General features: G+C 40.9%; 16 protein-coding genes and 2 tRNA genes. 6 read left to right on the top strand and 12 right to left on the bottom strand.

From position 1 onward, the window contains the following. The first annotated feature begins 168 nt into the window (after positions 1-168). The 4 genes from MHN32_RS01885 (at position 169) to MHN32_RS01900 (ending at position 2,786) form a co-directional block, all read left to right on the top strand. The gene (locus MHN32_RS01885; RefSeq protein ID WP_239420755.1) at positions 169-1,527 is read left to right on the top strand and encodes an MATE family efflux transporter; all 1,359 of its coding nucleotides are present in this window, start codon (positions 169-171) and stop codon (positions 1,525-1,527) included. Beyond that, on the top strand, positions 1,502-2,497 hold the full coding sequence (locus MHN32_RS01890) for a DUF3080 family protein (RefSeq protein WP_239420756.1): 996 nt from the start codon (positions 1,502-1,504) through the stop codon (positions 2,495-2,497). The genes MHN32_RS01885 and MHN32_RS01890 overlap by 26 nt, the downstream gene beginning before the upstream one ends. A gap of 124 nt (positions 2,498-2,621) precedes the next feature. Beyond that, positions 2,622-2,698 (top strand) — tRNA-Val (locus tag MHN32_RS01895). Positions 2,699-2,709: 11 nt separating this feature from the next. After that, positions 2,710-2,786, top strand: a tRNA-Val gene (locus MHN32_RS01900). 383 nt (positions 2,787-3,169) lie between these two features. Here MHN32_RS01900 and MHN32_RS01905 read toward each other — a convergent pair. The 3 genes from MHN32_RS01905 to MHN32_RS01915 are packed head-to-tail and all read right to left on the bottom strand — an operon-like array spanning position 3,170 to position 5,019. Next, positions 3,170-3,598: a GNAT family N-acetyltransferase gene (locus tag MHN32_RS01905; RefSeq protein ID WP_102056700.1), complete on the bottom strand. Its 429-nt coding sequence runs from the start codon at positions 3,596-3,598 to the stop codon at positions 3,170-3,172. Positions 3,599-3,655: 57 nt separating this feature from the next. Next, positions 3,656-4,648, bottom strand: a complete 993-nt coding sequence (locus MHN32_RS01910) for an NAD(P)H-quinone oxidoreductase (RefSeq protein ID WP_206472824.1) — start codon at positions 4,646-4,648, stop codon at positions 3,656-3,658. Beyond that, positions 4,630-5,019: a hypothetical protein gene (locus MHN32_RS01915; RefSeq protein ID WP_010604606.1), complete on the bottom strand. Its 390-nt coding sequence runs from the start codon at positions 5,017-5,019 to the stop codon at positions 4,630-4,632. Before MHN32_RS01915 ends, MHN32_RS01910 begins: the two co-directional genes overlap by 19 nt. Before the next feature lie 134 nt (positions 5,020-5,153). On the opposite strand from MHN32_RS01915, the gene MHN32_RS01920 reads away from it, so the two are divergent. After that, complete coding sequence (locus MHN32_RS01920) at positions 5,154-5,990, top strand: hypothetical protein (RefSeq protein ID WP_239420757.1); 837 nt, start codon at positions 5,154-5,156, stop codon at positions 5,988-5,990. Positions 5,991-6,055: 65 nt separating this feature from the next. Here the strand turns inward: MHN32_RS01920 and MHN32_RS01925 are convergent, their stop codons facing one another. The 5 genes from MHN32_RS01925 to MHN32_RS01945 form a co-directional block, all read right to left on the bottom strand. Then, complete coding sequence (locus MHN32_RS01925) at positions 6,056-8,737, bottom strand: ATP-binding protein (protein WP_102056696.1); 2,682 nt, start codon at positions 8,735-8,737, stop codon at positions 6,056-6,058. Between the two features lie 102 nt (positions 8,738-8,839). After that, positions 8,840-11,080, bottom strand: a complete 2,241-nt coding sequence (locus tag MHN32_RS01930) for a TonB-dependent receptor (RefSeq protein ID WP_239420758.1) — start codon at positions 11,078-11,080, stop codon at positions 8,840-8,842. A 250-nt stretch (positions 11,081-11,330) separates the two neighbouring features. Next, positions 11,331-13,571 (bottom strand): NAD(P)-binding protein, encoded by a 2,241-nt coding sequence (locus MHN32_RS01935; protein WP_239420759.1) that lies wholly within the window; start codon positions 13,569-13,571, stop codon positions 11,331-11,333. Between the two features lie 114 nt (positions 13,572-13,685). Continuing rightward, the gene (locus MHN32_RS01940) at positions 13,686-14,663 is read right to left on the bottom strand and encodes an acetoacetate decarboxylase (protein ID WP_029215757.1); all 978 of its coding nucleotides are present in this window, start codon (positions 14,661-14,663) and stop codon (positions 13,686-13,688) included. A gap of 69 nt (positions 14,664-14,732) precedes the next feature. Next, positions 14,733-15,320 (bottom strand): dienelactone hydrolase family protein, encoded by a 588-nt coding sequence (locus tag MHN32_RS01945; RefSeq protein WP_102056692.1) that lies wholly within the window; start codon positions 15,318-15,320, stop codon positions 14,733-14,735. Positions 15,321-15,603: 283 nt separating this feature from the next. Here MHN32_RS01945 and MHN32_RS01950 point away from each other — a divergent pair, with 283 nt between their 5' ends. Next, positions 15,604-16,434, top strand: coding sequence for a transporter substrate-binding domain-containing protein (locus MHN32_RS01950; RefSeq protein WP_239420760.1), 831 nt, complete (start codon positions 15,604-15,606; stop codon positions 16,432-16,434). 94 nt (positions 16,435-16,528) lie between these two features. Here MHN32_RS01950 and MHN32_RS01955 read toward each other — a convergent pair whose 3' ends face one another. From MHN32_RS01955 to MHN32_RS01970, 4 genes are all read right to left on the bottom strand, one after another. Continuing rightward, entirely contained in the window at positions 16,529-17,101 is a 573-nt protein-coding gene (locus tag MHN32_RS01955; RefSeq protein WP_010604600.1) for a YceI family protein, read from the bottom strand. A gap of 3 nt (positions 17,102-17,104) precedes the next feature. Continuing rightward, positions 17,105-17,680 (bottom strand): cytochrome b, encoded by a 576-nt coding sequence (locus MHN32_RS01960; protein WP_239420761.1) that lies wholly within the window; start codon positions 17,678-17,680, stop codon positions 17,105-17,107. 153 nt (positions 17,681-17,833) lie between these two features. Beyond that, positions 17,834-19,216 (bottom strand): cytochrome c oxidase accessory protein CcoG, encoded by a 1,383-nt coding sequence (gene ccoG / locus MHN32_RS01965; RefSeq protein ID WP_010371615.1) that lies wholly within the window; start codon positions 19,214-19,216, stop codon positions 17,834-17,836. Between the two features lie 141 nt (positions 19,217-19,357). Then, positions 19,358-20,785, bottom strand: coding sequence for a sigma 54-interacting transcriptional regulator (locus tag MHN32_RS01970; protein ID WP_235367503.1), 1,428 nt, complete (start codon positions 20,783-20,785; stop codon positions 19,358-19,360). Positions 20,786-20,928: the final 143 nt, after the last annotated feature.

Consider the following 20,928-nt stretch of genomic DNA (forward strand, 5'->3'; position numbering starts at 1 on the left):
CTCTTAATTTATCCTTGAGATTGTAGCGAAATCGCACTAAGAGATGTACTTAATTTGTATTGAATATCCGACTAGATAAAAATAGTTGCGACTGCTAGCCGCAAAATTTTGCTAAAAACAAAGCACTAAAATAAACTAACGTTTTTACGCCTTAAGTAGTATCTCACCATGAATTTTTCAACTTGGGAAGCCAGGCGCTTGCTTCAACTTGCGATCCCCGTTTTTCTCGCTCAAGTTACTTTAGTCTTAATGACCGTCGTTGATACGATGATGGCAGGTCAAGTCAGTGCTGAAGACTTAGCTGCTCTTTCTATTGCGACGGGTGTTTGGAACCCTTTGATTTTTAGTTTACAAGGGATCTTACTTGCACTTACGAGTATTGTTGCGCATTGCCATGGTGCTAATGACACTGCAGGGATCAAACGATTTTTCCAGCAAAGCTTGTATCTTGCTTTAGCGCTTTTTACCGTCGGTTTGGTTTTAGCGAACTTTACTTCTATGGTTTTTTCAAATATTGGGGCAAGTGAGAATGTTCAGGCCCTCGCTCAAGGCTATATTGATTTTGTGAAATGGGGTCTCTTGGGCTTTTTGATCTTTACAGTATACCGCAATGTCACCGAAGGGGTTGGCCAAACAAAGCCTGCTTTTTACATCAGTATTGTTGGTCTTTGTATCAATGTCGCTGCTAACTATATTTTCATCTATGGTAAATTTGGCGCGCCAGCGCTTGGTAGTGCGGGTTGTGGCCTAGCTACATCTATCGTACTTTGGTCAATGGCAATTGCACAGTGGGTGTATAGCTTGAACAGTAAACACATAGATGGAAAGGACCTTATCAGCGGTTTTACCAAACCGAGTTTAACTATGATGAAATATGTTGCAGCACTTGGTTTCCCAATCGCACTGGCTACCTTCTTTGAGGTCACGCTATTTGCGTGCATTCCATTATTTATTGCAGATCTAGGTCCTATTTCCGTATCCGGTCACCAAATTGCAGCCAGCGTCACTACAATGCTGTTTATGATGCCATTAAGTTTGTCGATGGCTATTGCCATCCGGATCGGTAACCTAACTGGACAAGGAGCCTTAGACCAACTTAAGCTTTCGGTGAATACCGCGTTTCTTTTGGCCACCTTAATTGCTCTATTTGTCGCACTCATTACGTATATAGGAAGAGATCAGATTGTTTGGCTCTATACCAACAATACTGAAGTAGCCGCTCTTGCAACCAGCATTATGGTGCTGGCTTGTTTGTATCAATTGCCCGATGCATTACAAGTCTCGGCAAATGGTGTGTTAAGGGGGCTAAAATATACTAAGCCAATATCTTGGGTTACCTTTGTATCATATTGGCTAATTGGCTTTTCATTAGGCTATGTATTAGCAAAGACCGATTTAATAACGCCTGCAATGGGTCCTCAAGGCTTCTGGATTGGTATTATTATTGGCTTGAGTACGGCGGCAGTATTATTGGTGACATGCGTAAACAAACGGGTGAAATTTGAGATTAGTCAAGCGAATAGCTAGCACGCTATTACTTTTTACATTGGTCGGCTGCAGCAAGCAGCCGAGCGATATTGCTGTTGAATATCAACAACGTTTGGCGAGCGCAACTGACATAGAGGTGATACTCCCTGCGCCACTTTACAATCCGGAGGTACAAAAAATACCATTGCCGACAAGTGAGCTAACTATCTCTATGCTAGACATCGCGACCGCTGGACACTGCAAAGTCACAAATCTCATCGCTGCGCACAATAATCAATTAGGGAAAGTTAGTTACCCAAGTGAACGCTTGAAATACAACATCTTATTTATTCAGCAAGCGCCTCTCTGCATTCAGCACCCAAACACAAGCGGCGAGCTGCAACAAACATTAACTCATGCAGTACAGGAAAAGAAACAACAGCTTCCACGCCACTTTCTTCATATGATGACATTTGAAAGAGAGTTGGCAAGTTTGAGTTTGTTAATCGCTGAAGAAGTACCACTAGAGCTGCCAGCAGCCCACAGCAACATGCTAGAGGCCGTTAACGAGCTTGCAGAGCTGGCAGTAAACATGGATACGCCAGAAAATCTCAACCCAACCACACTCACACCCGCTTTAAAAGTGCTTTCTCAGCGATTTATCTCATCTTTGGTGACGAGCGTTCGTAAACAGACTCAGCTGAATAATGCGACTACACGCCAATTACAACAACTTAGGTTAAGAGATGGCCTTTGCAAAATCAGCGGAAATAAAAAGCAGGCACAGATCATAAACAATATCTTCAACAAGTATTATTTATCCATTCTTCAGCCGTATCAGGCAATGCTATCTCTTTCTACGGAAGAGTTGATCGCTGCCTGGCAGCCTATTCACCTATTGTATCAAAATAATAACCTTGCCGATCCGCTCACGCTTCAACAACACTTGGATAACCTTAAAGATTCTGCGAAAGCACATGTAAAATGGTGGCAAAAATTTTACGAGCTGTGTGAAATCCCTCCAGTATGAACAAAAAAAAGGCAAACAATCAAAAAATTACTGAAAGCCGCTTGATCCGTTAGCTGAGTCACTATATATTACAACGCGTTGACAGGCACAGACCTGAAAACAATTAATAAACGAATGTTATTGTACGACCGTAGCTCAGTTGGTTAGAGCACTACCTTGACATGGTAGGGGTCGGTGGTTCGAATCCACTCGGTCGTACCAAATCTTATAATACAACCGTAGCTCAGTTGGTTAGAGCACTACCTTGACATGGTAGGGGTCGGTGGTTCGAATCCACTCGGTTGTACCACTCCTAAATATTCAGTCTTATCTAATAAGAATCCATTCGATTGTACCAACCTTAGATCTAATTCAAATAAAGAAAAGCACTACCTACTCTCTATAACCCGTGCCAAGGGTCGATAATTCGGATCCACTCGGTTGTACCAACCTTAGATCTAATTAAAATAAAGAAAAAGCACTACCTACTCTCTATAACCCGTGCCAAAGCTCGATAATTCGGATCCACTCGGTTGTACCAACCTTAGATCTAATTAAAATAAAGAAAAAGCACTACCTACTCTCTATAACCCACCCCAAGGGTCGATAATTCGGATCCACTCAGTTGCAACCCTTCAAAAGTTATCTATATCTATCGCTATTTCTTAATCTACCAAGAAAAAAGTTGAAAATTCAAACTTTAGAGCTTTTAATGGAGCCTACTGTGAACTTCTTTGTCATTCCTTGACTCGCTGGAGCTACTAAGCGATAACCCAGTTTCTCGTAAAAGGCTGGCTCGTCTGCAATCATTGAAACATACGAGCCCGGCAAAACATTTGATGCTAAGTAACCATCAATATATTCCATTACTGTACGCCCTAATCCCTGCCCTTGATAAAGCGGATTGACGGCAACATCGACAATTTCAAAATTGCAACCTCCGTCTCCTACCACCCGGCCCATTGCCACAAGTTGTTCGTTATGTCGAATTGCAACCCCATATAATGAGTTAGGTAGTCCCCTTGTGGCTGCTTCTAGAGATTTTGCAGATAATCCAGCGGCTATTCGCAAATCACAATATTCCTCTGGGCAAGGTACTTTCTCTTCAATTTTGAACGTCAAAATAATCACTCCTCTAATCACTAAGAGTGATAGCATAACAACTGTATAAATAAACAGTCAACTAACTCTAACTATCACCTTCCCGAGGTTCTGGTTGTGTTCGAGAATATCGTGGGCTTGCTCAATTTCATCCCAATATAACTCCTTATATATTGGTATCTTCATTGTCTGATCCGGCAGGTCCGAGCCAAACTCATTCAGAAAATCTTTCACTAATTCCGTTTTATAGTCCAATGAGCGGTTTCTCAACGTACTTCCGTGCAAGTTAAACCTTTTCGCGAGTAACTTGGCAAAGTCTAGTTCTGTATATCTTCCGCCTAGCATAGCGAGCATCACACAGTGACAATCCATTGCTGCAACTCTTAGGTTCGCTCTGAGGTATTCACCACCAACTGGATCAAGAATGACATTTGCTTTCAAACCAAGCTTTTTCATTTCTTCAGCAAAATCACAGTCTAAATAATTAATAGTGTAATCCGCCCCCAGAGCCTTTGCGTACTTGGCCTTTTCCTTGCTACTTTGGGTCGTAATGACCGTTGCACCTAGCCTTTTTGCAATCCTTATGGCAGCACTGCCAACACCCGAAGCTCCGCCATGGCACAGTAAAATCCCATTAGAATTTAGCTGCCCAGTTCGCACAATCGCATCATAGGCCGTAAGATATACTTCTGCTAAGCCTGCCGCATAACTCAATGACAAGCCTTTGGTTAACGGCATGAGTAATTCACTTTGTGCAACCACGTACTCAGCATAGCCGCCTCCAGAGGTTAAACAGAACACTTGATCACCAAGTAAATATTCAAACTCAGGAGACGCCACTTGAACTATCGTTCCAGACACTTCCAGACCCAATATCTCACTATCGCCTTCAGGCGCAGGGTATTTCCCTTGCTTTTGCAAAATGTCTGCTCTATTAACCCCAAACGCATGCACTTTGATTAGCACTTGCTTTGCACTCAATGTTGGTGTTTCAGTGTACTGGATTTGAAGCTGAGAAGATGCGTGACTGATATAACGCATCTTCTTTGGGATCACTGAACTTTTTTCCATACTTCCTTCTCGACGAACTTACCATCTTCATACAGTTCATGATGCCATAAATTACCATCAATCTTGTAGCTGAATGACATCGTTCGACCAAGTAAGGAAGTAACATTTCCATATTCATAGGTTTCGATAAATCTATCTCCCTCTATTTTGTAACTCCCTCCACCAGCGTATTTAAACTTTCCTTCACTTTGCGTAATGTAGCTGTGGTGAGCCTCAGTAATTAACTTTATCGACGTCAAGCTAGGCGCTTGCGCTGAGACAATGCCATCTGTGGTGGCATATTTTCCCTCAACAAATTCCCAAGTACCTAAAAGTGGGTTTGCCAAAGCAATTGGACTCAATAACAATAAACTAAGTGCGGTGACTTTCATCTTATTTCCCTTTAACGTTGTTTTATTCAGTTTTACACAATCACCCAACCAGGTCAGTTGAGATAATCTCAACATCAAGAATGAAATAATGCGTTCTCAGGTCTATTTACAAAGTAACCATTGTAGAGAAAATAATGAAATTATTAATGTTTATACTGTTGTTTGGCTTAATTGCATCCACTCAGGCAACCGAAATTGAAATCGAATATAAGAGCTGGATCAGTCGCAGTGATAGACAACATGTGGAAACTTGGCTAAAACACGGTGTTAAAGCAACAGAGCGTTCCTTGGGAATATTACAACAATATACACTTCCATTTATCATTGAACCGAGCTTATTCGCATCTGAGCCTGTGCCATGGGCCACGGTTCAACGTGGCAAACCCGACGCTGTTCTACTCCAAATCAAACGATTTACCTCAAGCCGAGTGTTGATTAAAGATTGGACCTTGTACCATGAAATTGCTCACCTTTATCACCCGTTGCTTGACCACTCAGATTTCTGGCTTGCAGAGGGGCTTGCTACCTATTTACAAAATGTCATTATGCTAGAGAACGATATTTTTAATGTTGCAGAGTTTCGTACAAGATTAATCTCAGGGCTCAGCCGAGGCGCAAAAAATACGCGAATGAATAAAGGAGCACTTAAAACAGTGAGCGAACAAATGTGGTCATTAAACGCACAACAAAGAGTCTATTGGAGTGGGGTTGCATTCTTTATTGAAGCAGAAATTGCACTGCAGGATACGGGCAATAAGAACACAATCAGAACGCTTATCTCCTCATTTCAGCAGTGTTGTAAAGGCAGTGTAATATCGGGAGACCGTAACAGTGGACGTTTATTTATTGCGAGTCTAGATAAACTATCCAAAACCACCATATTTTCCAATCTATATGCCAACTATAAACAGCGGAAGGACTTCCCTGACCTAAGTAAGGCTCAAATCTACAGTCTGCAGCCATTAAGATAAGGTGTTGTATAAAATCCTTTCATTATCATGCCTATCCGCTATAAATATTAACAAGGCGTAGAATCCTAAGCTTGTTTGGTTTGCTGCTTTTCTGACTCAATAGCGGTTGTCATCGCACCAAGTAACTCAGTTAGCTGCACTTCAACACACTCTAGTTGTTTATTCTTCAGCTTAACATCCAACTCGTTTGCAATTTTATGAATATCAATACAATCAAACATCGCAGCAGTACCTTTAATCGCATGAACTGTTCTTGCTAACGCATCGTAGTCCTGATACTTAGCTTGATTCTTTATCTGAATGATTTGCTCATGCAACCCAGAAATATACTGTTGTTTTAACTGATAAAATTCGGCTTCAGGAAGATCAACTTCCTCGTCGACTTGGATATCCAAATAATAGGCTACCTTTTGACTGAACACGACTCTATCAATAGGTTTTGCAAGATGATCACTAAATCCAAGTTTTAAGTAACGCTCAATTTCATGCTGCATGGTGTTGGCAGTTAATGCAATCACAGGCGTGCTACACCCTGTTGCCTGAATAAAGCTAAACGCCTGCTCACCATCCATTACAGGCATTTGGATATCCATTAATATCAAATCGAAATCACCATCTAGTACCGCCTGTACCGCTAGCTGACCATTTTCAACCGCCGTCACAGATAAACCCATACGCTCTAAAATACGCTTAATAAGCTTACTATTGTCTGTGTTATCTTCAGCTAATAACACCTCACCTTTAAGCTCTTGATTTATTTCATCAGGTATTGTGCCTTGTTCACGAACATCACCAATTTGAGCGAGACTTTGCACCCACTTTGTTTTCTCGGTGGTATATAGGCCAACAGTAAGAGTAAAGGCAGTACCTGAGCCTACCTCACTTTCTACCGAAATATCACCATCTAACTTTCTCGCTAAGCTTTTGGAGATATTTAGTCCAAGCCCTGTCCCACCATATTTCCTTGATGTGGAAGAGTCAGCTTGATAAAACGCGCTAAATAATTCTTTTTGTTCGTCCGCTGTCATTCCTATCCCGGTATCTCGCACTGTAATCATGAGACGCTCGTTTTGACACGCCACATCAATCGAGATTTTACCAACCGTCGTGAACTTCATTGCGTTAGATGTGAGATTTAGTAATATCTGTCGCAAACGAGTGGGATCAATAACCACAAAATCAGGCAGCGGAAAATGATAATTCAGCGCAAACTCCAGTCCTTTATCTCTAATTTGCTTACCCAATAATGAATCGACATGCGCAATCGCTTGAAAAAGGTTTGACTCCACCAACTCAACTTCTAGTTTATTGGCCTCAATTTTAGACATATCCAGAATATCATTAATTAGCCCAAGTACATGACGTGAGTTTTGCAAAATAACGGAGATAGCGTGATTACGCTCATGTGGCTTAATATCTCCGAGCATAATGCCATCAGCATAGCCAATAATTGACGTCATTGGTGTTCTTATTTCATGACTCATGTTTGCCAAAAATCGACTTTTTGCCTCACTAGCATCTCTAAGCTCTGAGGCCACCTGCTCTAACTCATAGGTCCGCTTTAACACCTTTGCTTCAAGGTTTTTATTGAGCTCTATATTTTCTTCACTGGTAATTCTAAACTTGTCCGCAACTGCGAAGGCCAGCAGTAATGCATCAAGCGCAGTACCTATTAGACCGTAAAGATATAAGTTACTCGACGATTCAGGCAGCAAACTTAAGTTCGTTAAATTACCCACCATATTGGGGATCGCCATTGCAATATATGCCATTACAAAATAACGAGCGGGCTTAAATCCTTCAGTCCAACGCGTAATACCAACAAATAGTCCGAAGCAAAGCGCTAACCCCGTTACTAAAGTCGCCCAAATAAAACCAAAGCCAGGGAAAAGAATACAAAACGGTAGTCCAAGCGCAGCTATCACACCAAGCCAAATAGAAATCGACACATAGTTTGGATGAACGTCCTTGAGTTTTAGAAGATGGATATAAAATAACGCGTTAGTTAATGGCGCAAGCGCAAAACCTAACCAATGTAAGTTTGCAGAGTAAAACCCAAATAACTCGTCGGGAATATGAAAAAAATGGCTCCACGCAAATACCCACACACAAGTGAATAATGCGTAATAAAAATGAGTGATATCTTTAGAGCCGATGTAGATTAATAAGTTATACAGCCCCAAAACAATGCCGACACCAAAACAAAGCGTCATAATAAGATTTTCATAGACCACTTCCTGCTGAAAGTCTCTAAGAGGCTCAATGGTCAACTTTACCGGGGTGTAAAAGAAATCACTCTCGAAGAGAGTAACGATATAATAATCTTGACTAGGCTCTAACGTGACTTGATTGCCATAATGAAATGCAAATTCATTTTCGACCTTACCCCCAGAGAAAACTCGCAAGACTGTTTCCGGTGTATATATCCTCGACTCAACTTTGCTTAATACCGTATTGTATGGATAAAGCACAAATTCATTTAAGGGTGTTTCATTTCTGACTTTAGTAACCAAGAAATAACGACCAGAAAACAGCGCTCTGTTTTTTAGTGGTTCATGAATAGATTCCCACGCACTCAATTCAGCCCAGTTTTGAGGAAATCTTGTACTAGAATTTGCCTCATAAGCCTTTCCAACATGGTGTAAATTTTGATATTGCCAAGGCTGCGTCAATTTCAACACAGCCTGATCTGCATAGGCAAAACTAGAAACCAGAATTATGCTGAAAATGATCAGGAGTAAACGCATTCTAGCCTGTTACCTCAGTAAAGTTACCTGTGATTCGGTATTGTATCTGCAAGTTTTCAACCCCCAAGTCAGGTGACTTATACGTATAATGATTAAGCAAAATCAAAATCGATATGTTACATCCATGCCTACTCTTCTTCCCTCACCTTTAAAGTCTTCTAACATTCCCAAAAAACTACTCAGGTCAAATTTAAGGTGGCTATACTCTTTATCTAGAAGATTTTTACCCCAAATACCTAACTGCCAGTCTCTATACTCCAGCTGTAGATTAGCATTCCAAAGCATATAACTGGGTTGCTTAGCATACGGAGATTCGTTTTGGTCAAAGTAATATTCGCTTTGATAATCAAATGCTATTCTACTTTTTATACTAACTTCATCCCAATTAAATGCATAATTTATTTGCCCAGAGATATTCCATTCGGATGTAAACGGTAAACGATTGTCGGTCAATACAACGCCAACTGGATCGATAAACTCCTCAAAGTTAGCTTCAGGTATATACCCTACATCTAAGCCTATCTGAGTTTGCTCCGATAGATACCAAGTATTTTCTATCTCAGCACCATAGATTTTGGACTTACCTACGTTTTCAAGTAACTGATAAGGCGGCGCTCCAGGTACTTCTGAAGCCTGATTCATAAATACCTGTTGATCTTTATAATCATAGTAAAAAGCAGCCAAGTTTGTACGAAGTTTAAGGTCATTAAATAACAGCTTAGCGCCTACTTCATGAGCGATTAGTTCTTCAGGGCCATAACTTGCCTGTATCGCGGCATCCTTCGAAATAAGGAAGCCACCGTTATAGCCGCCGCTTTTTACACCATTAGATAAACTATAATAAACACTTTTATCCGATTTAACTTTATGGATAACCGACAATTTTCCAGACAAATTACTATCGGACTCTTTTCCCTCAATGTCGTAGGCAGGAACTAAAATGCCAGCGAGATTACCTCCAAAAGGCACGTTTAAATAGGAAAAAGAGTCATACTTCACATCTTCATCGCTATATCTTACTCCTACGAGTACATCTGTATGCTCACTAACTTCATATTCATATTGACCAAATAAGGCCACTGATTTTACTTTAATATCATTATCATAGAAAAAGGTCGTCGCACTTGCACCATTAGGGGTTCCCCTAAAATCACGTAATAAGTCATTAAAATTATCTTGATAAATACGCTCTTCTAGTTGAAATAAACCTACCGTTAGAAAGCCGGTCTCCATACTTTGCTCAAACCTAAGCTCATTCACCAGCTTTTCATTTTTAAGCCCTAACTCACCTTCACATAATGAAAATGGACTTCCATCACAATTAAATCCATGTATCCTATCTAAGCGATTGAAAGCCCCAAGATAAATAAGTTGAGACCGGTCATCCAGTGCATACGCGACCTCTGTTGTAACGCCTTTGCTTATACTGTGATGTTTTTGATAATTATTGACCCGTACAGCCCAAAAATCGTCACTGCCAATATTAAAGCCAAGCGCATCAACGCAGTTGCTAGTGCCCGCTTGGGCTGGAGAACATAATGAACCATCCAAAGGGTTTGAGAATAATCCGATATTCCCGACCGGCTGAACCAGTCCATTCCAATGGCCATAATCTAATTTCACAAAAATACTGAACTTATCAAACTCGCCAAAATAACTTAGTCGAACATCATTTTGCTCCATATACGCCTCAGGAGCGTCAGGCTGTAAGTTATACGTTGTGTACTCATAGTTATTGTGGCTAGCTGCAAGTCGCACCGCGCTATTTTGATCTAGGCTATAATTGAGCGTCGCACGAGCTCTTGATAAAGAGTCAGAACCGACCCCTACACTGACAGAAGCAAAATCACCATCTGTTGGGCGCGCCGTGCGCACTAAAATTGCCCCCCCAGTGGTATTTCTACCAAAAAGTGTACCTTGTGGACCTTTCAACACTTCAACTTGTTCAACATCAAACAAGTTAATGATTTGATTATTCGCAGACCCAACAGATATACCATCTAAATACACCCCAACCGGAGAAGTGTTAGCCGTGTTATAATCGACAAGTCCGACACCTCGAATGCTGACCGCAGGGGGCGTACCCTCAGCTGCATTTTGACTGATTTTTACATTCGCAACTAAACTACCTAGTTCGGTCGTATCTTTCAGCGCCGCGTCAGTGATGACTTGTCCGGATATGGGTTTAATAGCGATAGCAACATCATTGATAGATTGCTTTCTTTTTTGAGCGTAGACCTCAATGACTTCGATTTCTTCTTCGACTTGTGCTGATGCTTCCATCGAGACTGCTAAGAGTAATGTTAGTGTTATCGTATTTAACAGCACATTTGGATGTGGCATAGTTTGAATCCCGAGCTATATCATGCAATTGCACTATCAGTATAGCTGAATTAAAAAGACCCCCAAACAAATGAACCCGATTACCTTTTTAAGGTTCAAGTTATCGTTCATGATACATACAAATTATACCAAGGTGGAATTTGAGCCCTGCAAATTGCAGGGCGTAGAATATAGGTTAAGCTAATACAGTTGTACAACTAACGGTTCAAAAATCAAGCGTTCGTTTAGCGCCTAAAGTGTAATAACTCGGTTATTTAAACGGCTCAAACCCTGATTCTCCACTAATGTTTTGAGGATATCCGGTGATGGCTCTACTCGTTTGCATGCCAGCCATCACAGCAGCTTCAACACAACCTGCATTGACACCGGTTTTAATCCAATCTCCAGTAATGTAGAGGTTATTGAATATGCAGCCGTCCGTAGGCAGTCGAAATTGACTGCTATCAACAACACTTAAGACATAACGCTCACTGGGGTCGACATTCACCCTCCAATACTGAGTGTTGAACCTAACTTCACCTTCGTTATTATCAACATCAAACAATACGTTCCAGTCGAAGTCGTTACCATGATAAGCCTCTGGCCACAGTGGCTGCATCTGTAATCTAAGTTTTTGCAATGCGTTTTCTTTTACCTGAGCTTTCATGCGCTCAGGAAACTCATGATCGCTCGGAGGTGGATAATCTGCGCAGGTAAAAGCACTACAAAAGTAGGCAATGTTATTTGGCTGTGTATTTGGCCAATCTTCAACCTCAATTAAATTAGACATCGCGGCCCAAGTGTCAAAAGGTTGAGAAAATGCGCTTAATATTGGTGGCTCATTACTACCAAAAGGATCGTGAAAACCCAGTTCACTGTCAGTTTTAGTAAGCCACAACTGTAATGCTTGAGTCGCAACAGTTTTGACCTTTTCAGCTTGCAACTTTAAGCCGTTATCTTTAGCCAATAATTGCTGACAAAGTGGCTCAAGACTTGCCACTGAGATCCCAAAAATCACTAAATCGAAATCAGTACCTTTATTTAGTGTTTTTCTCGGTAACCTCTGTCCAAATGCTTGTTGGTAAACCGCCTCCCAATTAGACCAGTAAGACTCTAGGTTAATCTCATGTTCTTTAAGTAGTGCCACTTGCTGCGGGTCAATTTGTTGCCACAGTGGCGAGCTTGGCCAACATGGCAAGTCTTTGACTAATTCCAGAGGCTCGTAACTTTGCGTCTCTTTTAGTTTAACCTGTTGAATTAATTGAATGCTATCAACATAATGACCATCATCATCCTGTGTACAGTGTAACGATTCAACCTGATGAAAAAACGCAAACTGAACGCCTCGATGTTTGAGCAGCTCATAAATAGGAGAGAAAATAATATCTCCCATTCCCGCTTGCATTTTCCACATCACACCACCGCGATAACACAGCATAATCCTAAGCATGGCCAAAGCCGCAACTCCAGCTTCAACATTCGGCTTTTTAAAATCACCGTTCTCATAGCCAAAAACGAGATCATAAAAGCCGCGGACTGGTGCAGACTCCACAGACAGCAATTCATTTGCGCCATTGCGCTTGAGCCACTGTTTAAAATCGTATTGATCAAGATAACCAAACCCTCGTGAATAGACTTTGTCTCGGAGCATGCCAATGGTCATCGCAACACCTAAATCTATGCATATATATAGTCGTCTAATGACAGGGTTGTCATCAATTAAGTCATTTACTTCAGACTGCAACCAGCGCCTAATTTTTCGAACCATATACCAAACAACTAAGTGATCTTTCTTATTTTCTAAACGATGATCAGCTTCACGTACCGTTAGAAAATTACTAAGTTGCCTTATTAACAGCTTTGGTGTGGATACGACCTCTTGGGCTTGATTTTCTGCGTCATCAAATAGAGCTCTAGCCTTTTCTTCTACACTATCAAAAAAGCTTTTAACTTCCTGTCCCAAGTGAGCAAGCAGCGTTTTGTCTCTTTCTTTTTTAGTTTTGAGTTGTGTGGATTTGTGGGTTTTCTCAACTTCGCATTCCAAATCATCAACCCACTTGTGTAGCCAAGCCGCAAGTAATTTTAAAATCTGCCAAAAATGTAAATCGAGTGTGCCATCTGCTGGATTACCTGGGATCTCAGGGAAATCTACTGACCAAGTTTGCCATTGCTGATCAATATATTCTTGCAACACCACCAAACTATGTGGTTTTAGCGCTTGTTGCCAAGTGTGAATGGGGATATCACTTGAGCGCTCAAGCTTATTATAAACGGTCTCTATTGCCCTAAAAGAATTGACATAGGCACCAAACCAAACGTGAAGACCGTGCTCCTCAATACGTTCGCCGTATTCAGCATTACGACCACTCGCCCCTTTGCCTCCCAAGCGCCAACCTTGCTGATAAACGGTAATATCATAGCGCTCTTGCCAATCGTCTTGTTCAGTCATGTATACCGCAGCAGTCATTGCCGAAACACCGCCGCCAAGTATTGCTACTTTTTGTTTACTCATAAACCTTCCTTTTTCTAACCTGTTGACGAGCAACATCTAAAGCCACATAGGAAGACAACTAAACATGCAAATATCGCTTTAGTAAAAAATCGTGTTTTTTATGCCACAAATACACTAACGATGGAGATTAGCCATACTCTGAGCACTGGAAACAATTTCTTCCACTCCTGCCTGATCGAAGTCCATTTTCACAAAGTAAGGTAGTTTGACCTCGCTTTTGCCTATTGGAATGCCAAACATTTTATCCAGTGGAAACGCATCCATTCGTTGTAGATTCAAGCTTAAATCATCTTTGATAAAGCCAATTTTGTGGATTTTCTTCACCTCTGAAGGGGAATGCACCACTGCCGAATATACAGACTTCTCGGCATGACCATCTGGAAACTGCTTAAATAATATTTGATCCATTTGCGGGTGGGTAAACCCTGATAAGAACTGCTTAAGAAATTGGCTATCGACGTTTAAATCAGACACTGAATCTTTGAAAAGCTCAGCAATTTCTTCACCCACTTCCAACACTTCTTTTAACCACGACTCCCCATCATCCTCGGGTTCAATGGATAACAATTCATGCCATGCCATTTTGACGTTGGGATCAAATTCCTTAAAGGTCTCCAGAGAGAGGGAAAAGCTCAGTGGGTCACCAAAGTTATCAGGCATTTCGTAGCGACATAAATATTTGTTGTAGCCCCATATTTCTCGACCATTTATCAGCGCGTTAATGTTATTGACCGAGATAAATGCTGGATACCAATATAGATGTTCTGCCTTTAACGTTTCGAGATTGACTTGCAGAATTGGCAACCAGATGATGACATCGGTTTCTTGCATATATCCATAGTTACTAAATGGCGGCACTTTTGACGCGATATTTTCAATATCTGTAAATGTCAATAAGCACCAATCGGTTAGGGCCCTGAATACAAATTCACTACTAGAAACCGAATTAAGCGTTTTATCAACATAGGTTTGGATTGTTGATTTTTTTCCTTTGACAAAAAAGCCATACATTTGTGCATTTAGCATTCTGCATGGAGGTTTGGCGATCGGATTACTATAAAAATGTTGATAATCAGGCAACTCGGGATACATCTTTCACTCCTTAAAGTATGATAAGTTAGTGTTTAGTGTAGTTCGCTCAAGCCGCTTTTGCGTATGTTGTTATGAAAACTCCGCTTCTTGTTGCACAACCTCAAAATAGTTACGCGCTTCTCGCTGGCAAAAATACTGATAATGCGAGTATGCGTACTCGTCATAGTTACCCGAAAGCTTGTTCATAAAACCGTGTAAATACCGCGTTCGGATACAATTCAACCCTTTTTTATCTTTTAACTGCTCAATGACGGGCTCAACGTCAAAATGAGATTCAACTTGAGCAAAGAAGATAGACACATCGCAGCTGGGCTTAATATTTAGATGGTTACGTATTTGGCTGGGATAAAATGCAATAAGTTGCTCGACAGAGTGAGATGCACCTTGTTCAGACAATGCAACCCACGCAGCAGCTCCGCCTGCACTAAAGCCAATAATAAGTTTTGGTTTGTATTCAGAAATCGCTGCTGATATTTTATCAGCATATAAACGATGACCACACTGAGCCAAAAACAGCTCATAACAATCCGACTCTGAGACACTATTTGGTTCTTCTATAAATGGTGAAAGCACCTGCACGTCACTTCCAAGCGATTTAGCAAAACGATCAATATGATCCGTATGACCGAAAATATCGGTAACTATTAATATAGCCATAGGTTTTCCTTATTAATAATTTATCGTTATTGGCTTTTATGACTTTCCTTGCCATGTGGCCTTATCTACTCATATTTGGATTAACGCACTGCAATCAAACTCTATATTCAATCGCTTAACTGAGCTTTGCTAGCATGCTTTTACCCAAAACTAAAACTTCTTTTAAAGCTAGCATACCGCCAACCTCTGTAAACATTAAATACAAATTAAATAAACATTAATTTAATCATCAACATCGCAAACAATGCTAAGCTTATTGTATGTTCAGCAAGAGTGACCCAATTTGATCAAAATCATCTTACTCCTCTTCATTGCCTTTCAATCCAGTTTTGTATTTGCAAAACAAATAACTTGGATTGCGATAGATTTCGCGCCTTATTATATCCTTGCTGACGATTTGGAAGGGCAAGGACGAGACGAGTTATTGATAAAACTCATTCAACAACAGATGCCCGATTACACTTTTAATTATAAAGTATTCCCCGCATCTAGGGCCATACATGAGCTCTCTAATTTCAACAACCAATATTGTATGATCTCCCTCTATAAAACAGTCGAGCGGCAAAGACATATCGCTTTTAGTGAAGAGTATTCCACTATCGGATTATCAACCTCTGCCGCACTAAGGAAAGATGTTGCACAGTCACTTGGCATTACCAACAGCGCAATTGATTTGGAAAAACTCGTAACTGAGCACGGACTAACTGTAGGTGTCGCGGCAAATCGATCGTTTGGCCATGAAATTGATGCGTTATTGGCGAGTTTGCCTTCCAAGCAAGTGCTCATAAGACCAGGAAGAGATACGTTAGAGAGTTTGACTATCATGCTACTTAAAAAAAGAGTCGATGTGATACTTGGATACCCAAGCGAACACCACTACCACAAATTGCATGTTGATAAGCAAGATGAATTGACACAAGTCAGATTGAGTATCGCCTCGCAGATAACAGCTGGATATGCGGGCTGTAATAACAATGCGATTGGTAAGGAACAGATAGCTGCAATTAGCGAAGCGTTAAAACAAGCCCATAAAAACGAACAGTTTAGACTGGCTATGTCTCGTTGGTTACCAGAGCAGTTTCAGCCACAGCTAGCTAGTATCTTTAGAAACTAACTTTCTAAAACTGATATTGCGCTTGAAAAGTGGGCTCCTCTTAGAATATAAAGCGCAGCACCACGTATGTAGTAACACGTGGTGCTAGCAGAGATTATTTACGAATACCTTCTAAGTGCAAACCAATGGTAACGTGTGTTGATGCAGGGCCTAGATCATAGTCGATGTCATAATCAGCAAGTTTTAACTGAGTTTCACCTTCAAAGCCAACTCGGTAGCCGCCCCATGGATCTTTACCTTCACCCACTTTTTTAACATCAAACTCGATATGCTTTGTTACCCCATTGAGTGTAAAGCTTCCTTTCACCTTCGCATTTGTATCATCGCTAAAAGTAATCGAGTTACTCTTAAAAGTCGCCTTTGGGTTTGCTTTTACGTTTAAAAAATCATTACCGCGCAAATGTTTATCACGCTCTGCATGATTCGAGTCGATAGAATCAGTATCGATCACTACATTGATTTTCGATGCATTTGGATTTTTTGCATCATAGCTGAAGTCGCCTTCAAAGCTATTAAATCGGCCATGCAACCAGCTGTATCCTAAATGTTTAATTTTAAAGTTTACAAAGGCATGTGCACCCTTTGTATCAATTACATAATCCGCAGCATTTACTCCGGCCGATAAGGTCATAGCTGCCATGCTTAATGCAATGATTGTTTTTTTCATGTTTTAATCCTCAACTTTTGTAGCGTTTGGTACCTTGAGCATTCGAACTAAGGTACGATCTTTATTAATAAAGTGGTGTTTTAGCGCTCCCACAATGTGCAGCGCCACTAATCCAATGAGCCCCCAAGCAATATATAAATGCACAGTGCCTGCAATATCACTTTGTTCATCAAACAGCTCCCCAATACCTGGAACAGAAAACCAGTTGAACACCTCTATTGCTCTACCATCTGAGGTAGAAATTAAGTAACCTGTGACAAACAGCCCAAACAAACCTAAATACAAAACGACGTGAACGACATGTGCTATTGTGTTTTGCAATTTGTCCATGGGAGTGGCTTCGCTTTCGGGTTTCACGCTAGGGTTGGCAACCTTCCAAATCAGTCTAAGTACTATCAAAGCTGCTAGCAGTATTCCTATGCTTTTGTGAATATGTAAGCCATCACGGTAGAAAGGATCGTAATAACTGAGTTCGACCATGTACAATCCAAGGCCAAACATGCCAAATACCACAAGCGCACTGAGCCAGTGAAAGAGGATGGCTAACAAACCATAGTTTTGTGATGTATTTTTAAACATAATATTCAGCTAATAAAACTCATTCTCAATAAGAGTAAGCTTATACGCTAAAAGTTCAGAGAGAAAGCCATAAATTTAGCGTCAGATTGTGCATATATGCACACAAAAAAGGCGCTTCATAATACAAGCGCCTTGAGTCGGGGGGAGTGTAAACTAATTTTTATAGAAGTAGCTGTCCTTCGTGATGCTAATATTGGCATCTTGTTGCGACTCTATAGTGAATTGGATTGGAGTGCGCTTACCTTTAAGCTCATAGCCATCAGCGGTCACTGTTACTGGGATTAACGCCATGTCGCCGCCAGCGATATGCGTTGTGATTGGAGCTGTAAGTTTCGCATCTGGCAGTCCCTTTAAGCTCACGGTGTAAGTTAAATCGTGCTGTGTTTTGTTTATTACACTTAAGGTGTATGGGTTCTCGACTAACCCCTCATAATTAACACGATAAAGCGCATTACGGTCGCGAATGACAGAAGCTTCTATTGGTGTTCGATTGAATGCCCAAATCACCATAGTGACTACTATCAATACGGTAATAGCACCATAGCCTACTATTTTTAACCTAAACGGATTGGATTTTTTACCCGCTTGCTGATGCTCACTTTGATACTTAATCAAATCTGGCTGATAGCCGAATTTATTCATCGTTTCGTTGCACGCATCAATACATAAACCACAGTTAATGCATTCGTATTGCAAGCCATTACGAATATCAATACCAGCGGGGCACACTTCAACACATAAATTACAGTCTACACAGTCGCCGAGCCCCAGCTGTTTTGGGTCTTCTTTGCGTTTACGACGACCCCTATTTTCACCACGTTCGCTATCATAAGTGACGACTAACGTATCTTTGTCAAACATCACCGATTGGAAACGAGAATATGGACATGCCACAGTACACATTTTCTCTCGTAGAAAGCCCGCGTTTCCATAGGTACAAAGTGCGAACAAAAATACCCAGAAGGAAGTAAGGCCAGTCCACTCAAGCGTAAACATGTCTAGATACAGCTCTTTTGCAGGTATAAAATAGGCCATAAATGAAGTGGCAGTAAACACCGAAATTATCAACCAAATAGCGTGTTTGGCCGTTTTCTTCGCGACTTTTTTGCTATCCCAGTTTGATTTGTCCAACTTTATTCTTTGGTTGCGAGTCCCCTCCACTCGGTGCTCAACCCAAGTGAACATCAGCATCCAAATTGTTTGTGGGCAAGTATAACCACACCACACGCGACCCAGCCAAGTCGTGACAAAGAATAAAGCAAAGGCACCCACCATGAAAATCCAGGCTAGAATCATAAAGTCTTGAGGGAGAAAGGTGGCACCAAATATCCTAAATTGCTGCTTACCAAAATCAAGCAAGATGGCCTGCTGCTCGTTGTACGGGATCCAAGGAATGAGAACGAAAGTTAACATTAAAAACCAGCCAAGGTTTCTTCTTATTTTTTGGAAAAAACCTTTTTGCTCTCTGACGTAAATAGGCCCTTCTTGTTTATAGGGCTTAATGATCATGTCTTCTTCTTTGATATCAAACTTCATGTTATTTGCTACATTGGTAATACACAAGTTTGATATTGCAACTTTCAGACCAATCTGAAAGTTTATAACGTTTTGATTTTTATTGTATTTATTTTTCTTATATTTTCAACATCGCGAAATATCACGAATAGGCGCGAAATATCACGAAAGCTTAGCAATTTTTAGTTTTTTCATTTTCGACCTTAGCGTACTTTCGGGTAGTCCTAACTTATCAGCCGCCCCGTTGCTGCCAGCGATCTTCCAGTTACTTATTTCTAGCACTCTTAATATGTGTTCAGCTTCCGCCTGCGCTAAAGTCAGTTCACCGTTTTCAGATTTATGCTGCTCAGTAGCGTTAAGTGCTTGAGATAAATCAATTAAACGACCTTTAGATAATATCGCTTCGCGCTCCAACACGTTTTGGAGTTCTCGAATATTGCCTGGCCAATCATAACGCTGTAACGCATGAATAGCCTTTTTAGAGATCCCGCGTAGTTGCTTGCCCAGCTTTTTGTTGAGCTGCACGATGAGATTGTTGGCCAATACGGGTATATCCTCTATACGCTCCCTTAGTGCAGGCACTCGAATAGGAAAAACGTTTAAACGATAATATAAATCCATTCTAAACTCCCCACCCTCGACCATTTTCCATAAATCTCTGTTGGTCGCTGCGACTATCCGTATATCTACTTGAATCGACTTACTTCCCCCTACACGCTCAAACTCTCGCTCTTGTAATACACGTAATAACTTGCTTTGCGCTTCTAGCGGTAACTCACCAATTTCATCTAAAAATATGGTCCCTTTATCCGCCAACTCAAAACGTCCTTTACGTCTTTCATTCGCTCCAGTAAATGATCCTTTTTCATGTCCAAACAATTCAGATTCAATCAAGGTTGGTGAAAAAGCAGCGCAATTTACTTTAACGAAAGGTTGCGATGAGCGCTCACTAAGACGATGCAGATTTCTAGCAACAAGCTCTTTACCCGTGCCGTTTTCTCCTAAAACCAATACCGTACTGTCAGTCTGACTAACCAGTTCTAGCTGCGCCAACATAGCCTGAAATATTGCGCTACTACCCACCAAACCCGAGTCTTGCCAATTTTCATTTAATGTCTCTAGCAGATAGGCATTTTCATCTTTAAGTTGCTCAGTCAGTACTTGAACTTTATTCAGCGCCTCTCTTAGTGCATTTTCAGTTTTGTGCTGTTGCGACACATCGCGAAATATCGCGACTGCACCGATAATTTGCTGATCTTTAAAGATTGGGGTTGAGGTATATTCCACAGGAAAACAACTCCCATCCTTCCGCCAGAACACCTCATTGGTTACCTGTCGTGTTTTACCATCAAACATTGTTTTGTAGATGTTACATTCATCAGCAGGGTAATCACTCCCATCAGCATGACTATGATGATGGTACTGATGTATTTTTTTCCCCAAAAGCTCATCACTTTGCCACCCAGTCATACGCTCTGCGGCCGGGTTTACAAAAACAGCGTTACCAGAAAGGTCAAAACCATAGATCCCCTCTCCAACCGCATTCAATAATAATTTAGGGTCCGCCAAAAAGTGTTTGATAATAGACATAGCAATCCTCGCGATATTTCGCGAGCATTATATAACTATAGTCTTTTACTGTCAGCCATGAGTTTTGCTTAATAACCTGAACCCGGGATAAGAAGTGAGTTAATCCACTAAAATATCCAAGTTCAAAAGTGTAATATCACTCT

Origin of the sequence: Pseudoalteromonas sp. Of11M-6, assembly GCF_022347905.1 — a bacterium.
Lineage (GTDB): Bacteria > Pseudomonadota > Gammaproteobacteria > Enterobacterales > Alteromonadaceae > Pseudoalteromonas.

What these genes read in the sequence shown, in the direction of transcription:
- MHN32_RS01885 (WP_239420755.1), top strand. Translation starts at nt 169, where the DNA reads ATGAATTTTTCAACTTGGGAAGCCAGGCGCTTGCTTCAACTTGCGATC.
- MHN32_RS01910 (WP_206472824.1), bottom strand. Translation starts at nt 4,648, where the DNA reads ATGGAAAAAAGTTCAGTGATCCCAAAGAAGATGCGTTATATCAGTCAC.
- MHN32_RS01915 (WP_010604606.1), bottom strand. Translation starts at nt 5,019, where the DNA reads ATGAAAGTCACCGCACTTAGTTTATTGTTATTGAGTCCAATTGCTTTG.
- MHN32_RS01920 (WP_239420757.1), top strand. Translation starts at nt 5,154, where the DNA reads ATGAAATTATTAATGTTTATACTGTTGTTTGGCTTAATTGCATCCACT.
- MHN32_RS01925 (WP_102056696.1), bottom strand. Translation starts at nt 8,737, where the DNA reads ATGCGTTTACTCCTGATCATTTTCAGCATAATTCTGGTTTCTAGTTTT.
- MHN32_RS01930 (WP_239420758.1), bottom strand. Translation starts at nt 11,080, where the DNA reads ATGCCACATCCAAATGTGCTGTTAAATACGATAACACTAACATTACTC.
- MHN32_RS01935 (WP_239420759.1), bottom strand. Translation starts at nt 13,571, where the DNA reads ATGAGTAAACAAAAAGTAGCAATACTTGGCGGCGGTGTTTCGGCAATG.
- MHN32_RS01940 (WP_029215757.1), bottom strand. Translation starts at nt 14,663, where the DNA reads ATGTATCCCGAGTTGCCTGATTATCAACATTTTTATAGTAATCCGATC.
- MHN32_RS01945 (WP_102056692.1), bottom strand. Translation starts at nt 15,320, where the DNA reads ATGGCTATATTAATAGTTACCGATATTTTCGGTCATACGGATCATATT.
- MHN32_RS01955 (WP_010604600.1), bottom strand. Translation starts at nt 17,101, where the DNA reads ATGAAAAAAACAATCATTGCATTAAGCATGGCAGCTATGACCTTATCG.
- MHN32_RS01960 (WP_239420761.1), bottom strand. Translation starts at nt 17,680, where the DNA reads ATGTTTAAAAATACATCACAAAACTATGGTTTGTTAGCCATCCTCTTT.
- ccoG (WP_010371615.1), bottom strand. Translation starts at nt 19,216, where the DNA reads ATGAAGTTTGATATCAAAGAAGAAGACATGATCATTAAGCCCTATAAA.
- MHN32_RS01970 (WP_235367503.1), bottom strand. Translation starts at nt 20,785, where the DNA reads ATGTCTATTATCAAACACTTTTTGGCGGACCCTAAATTATTATTGAAT.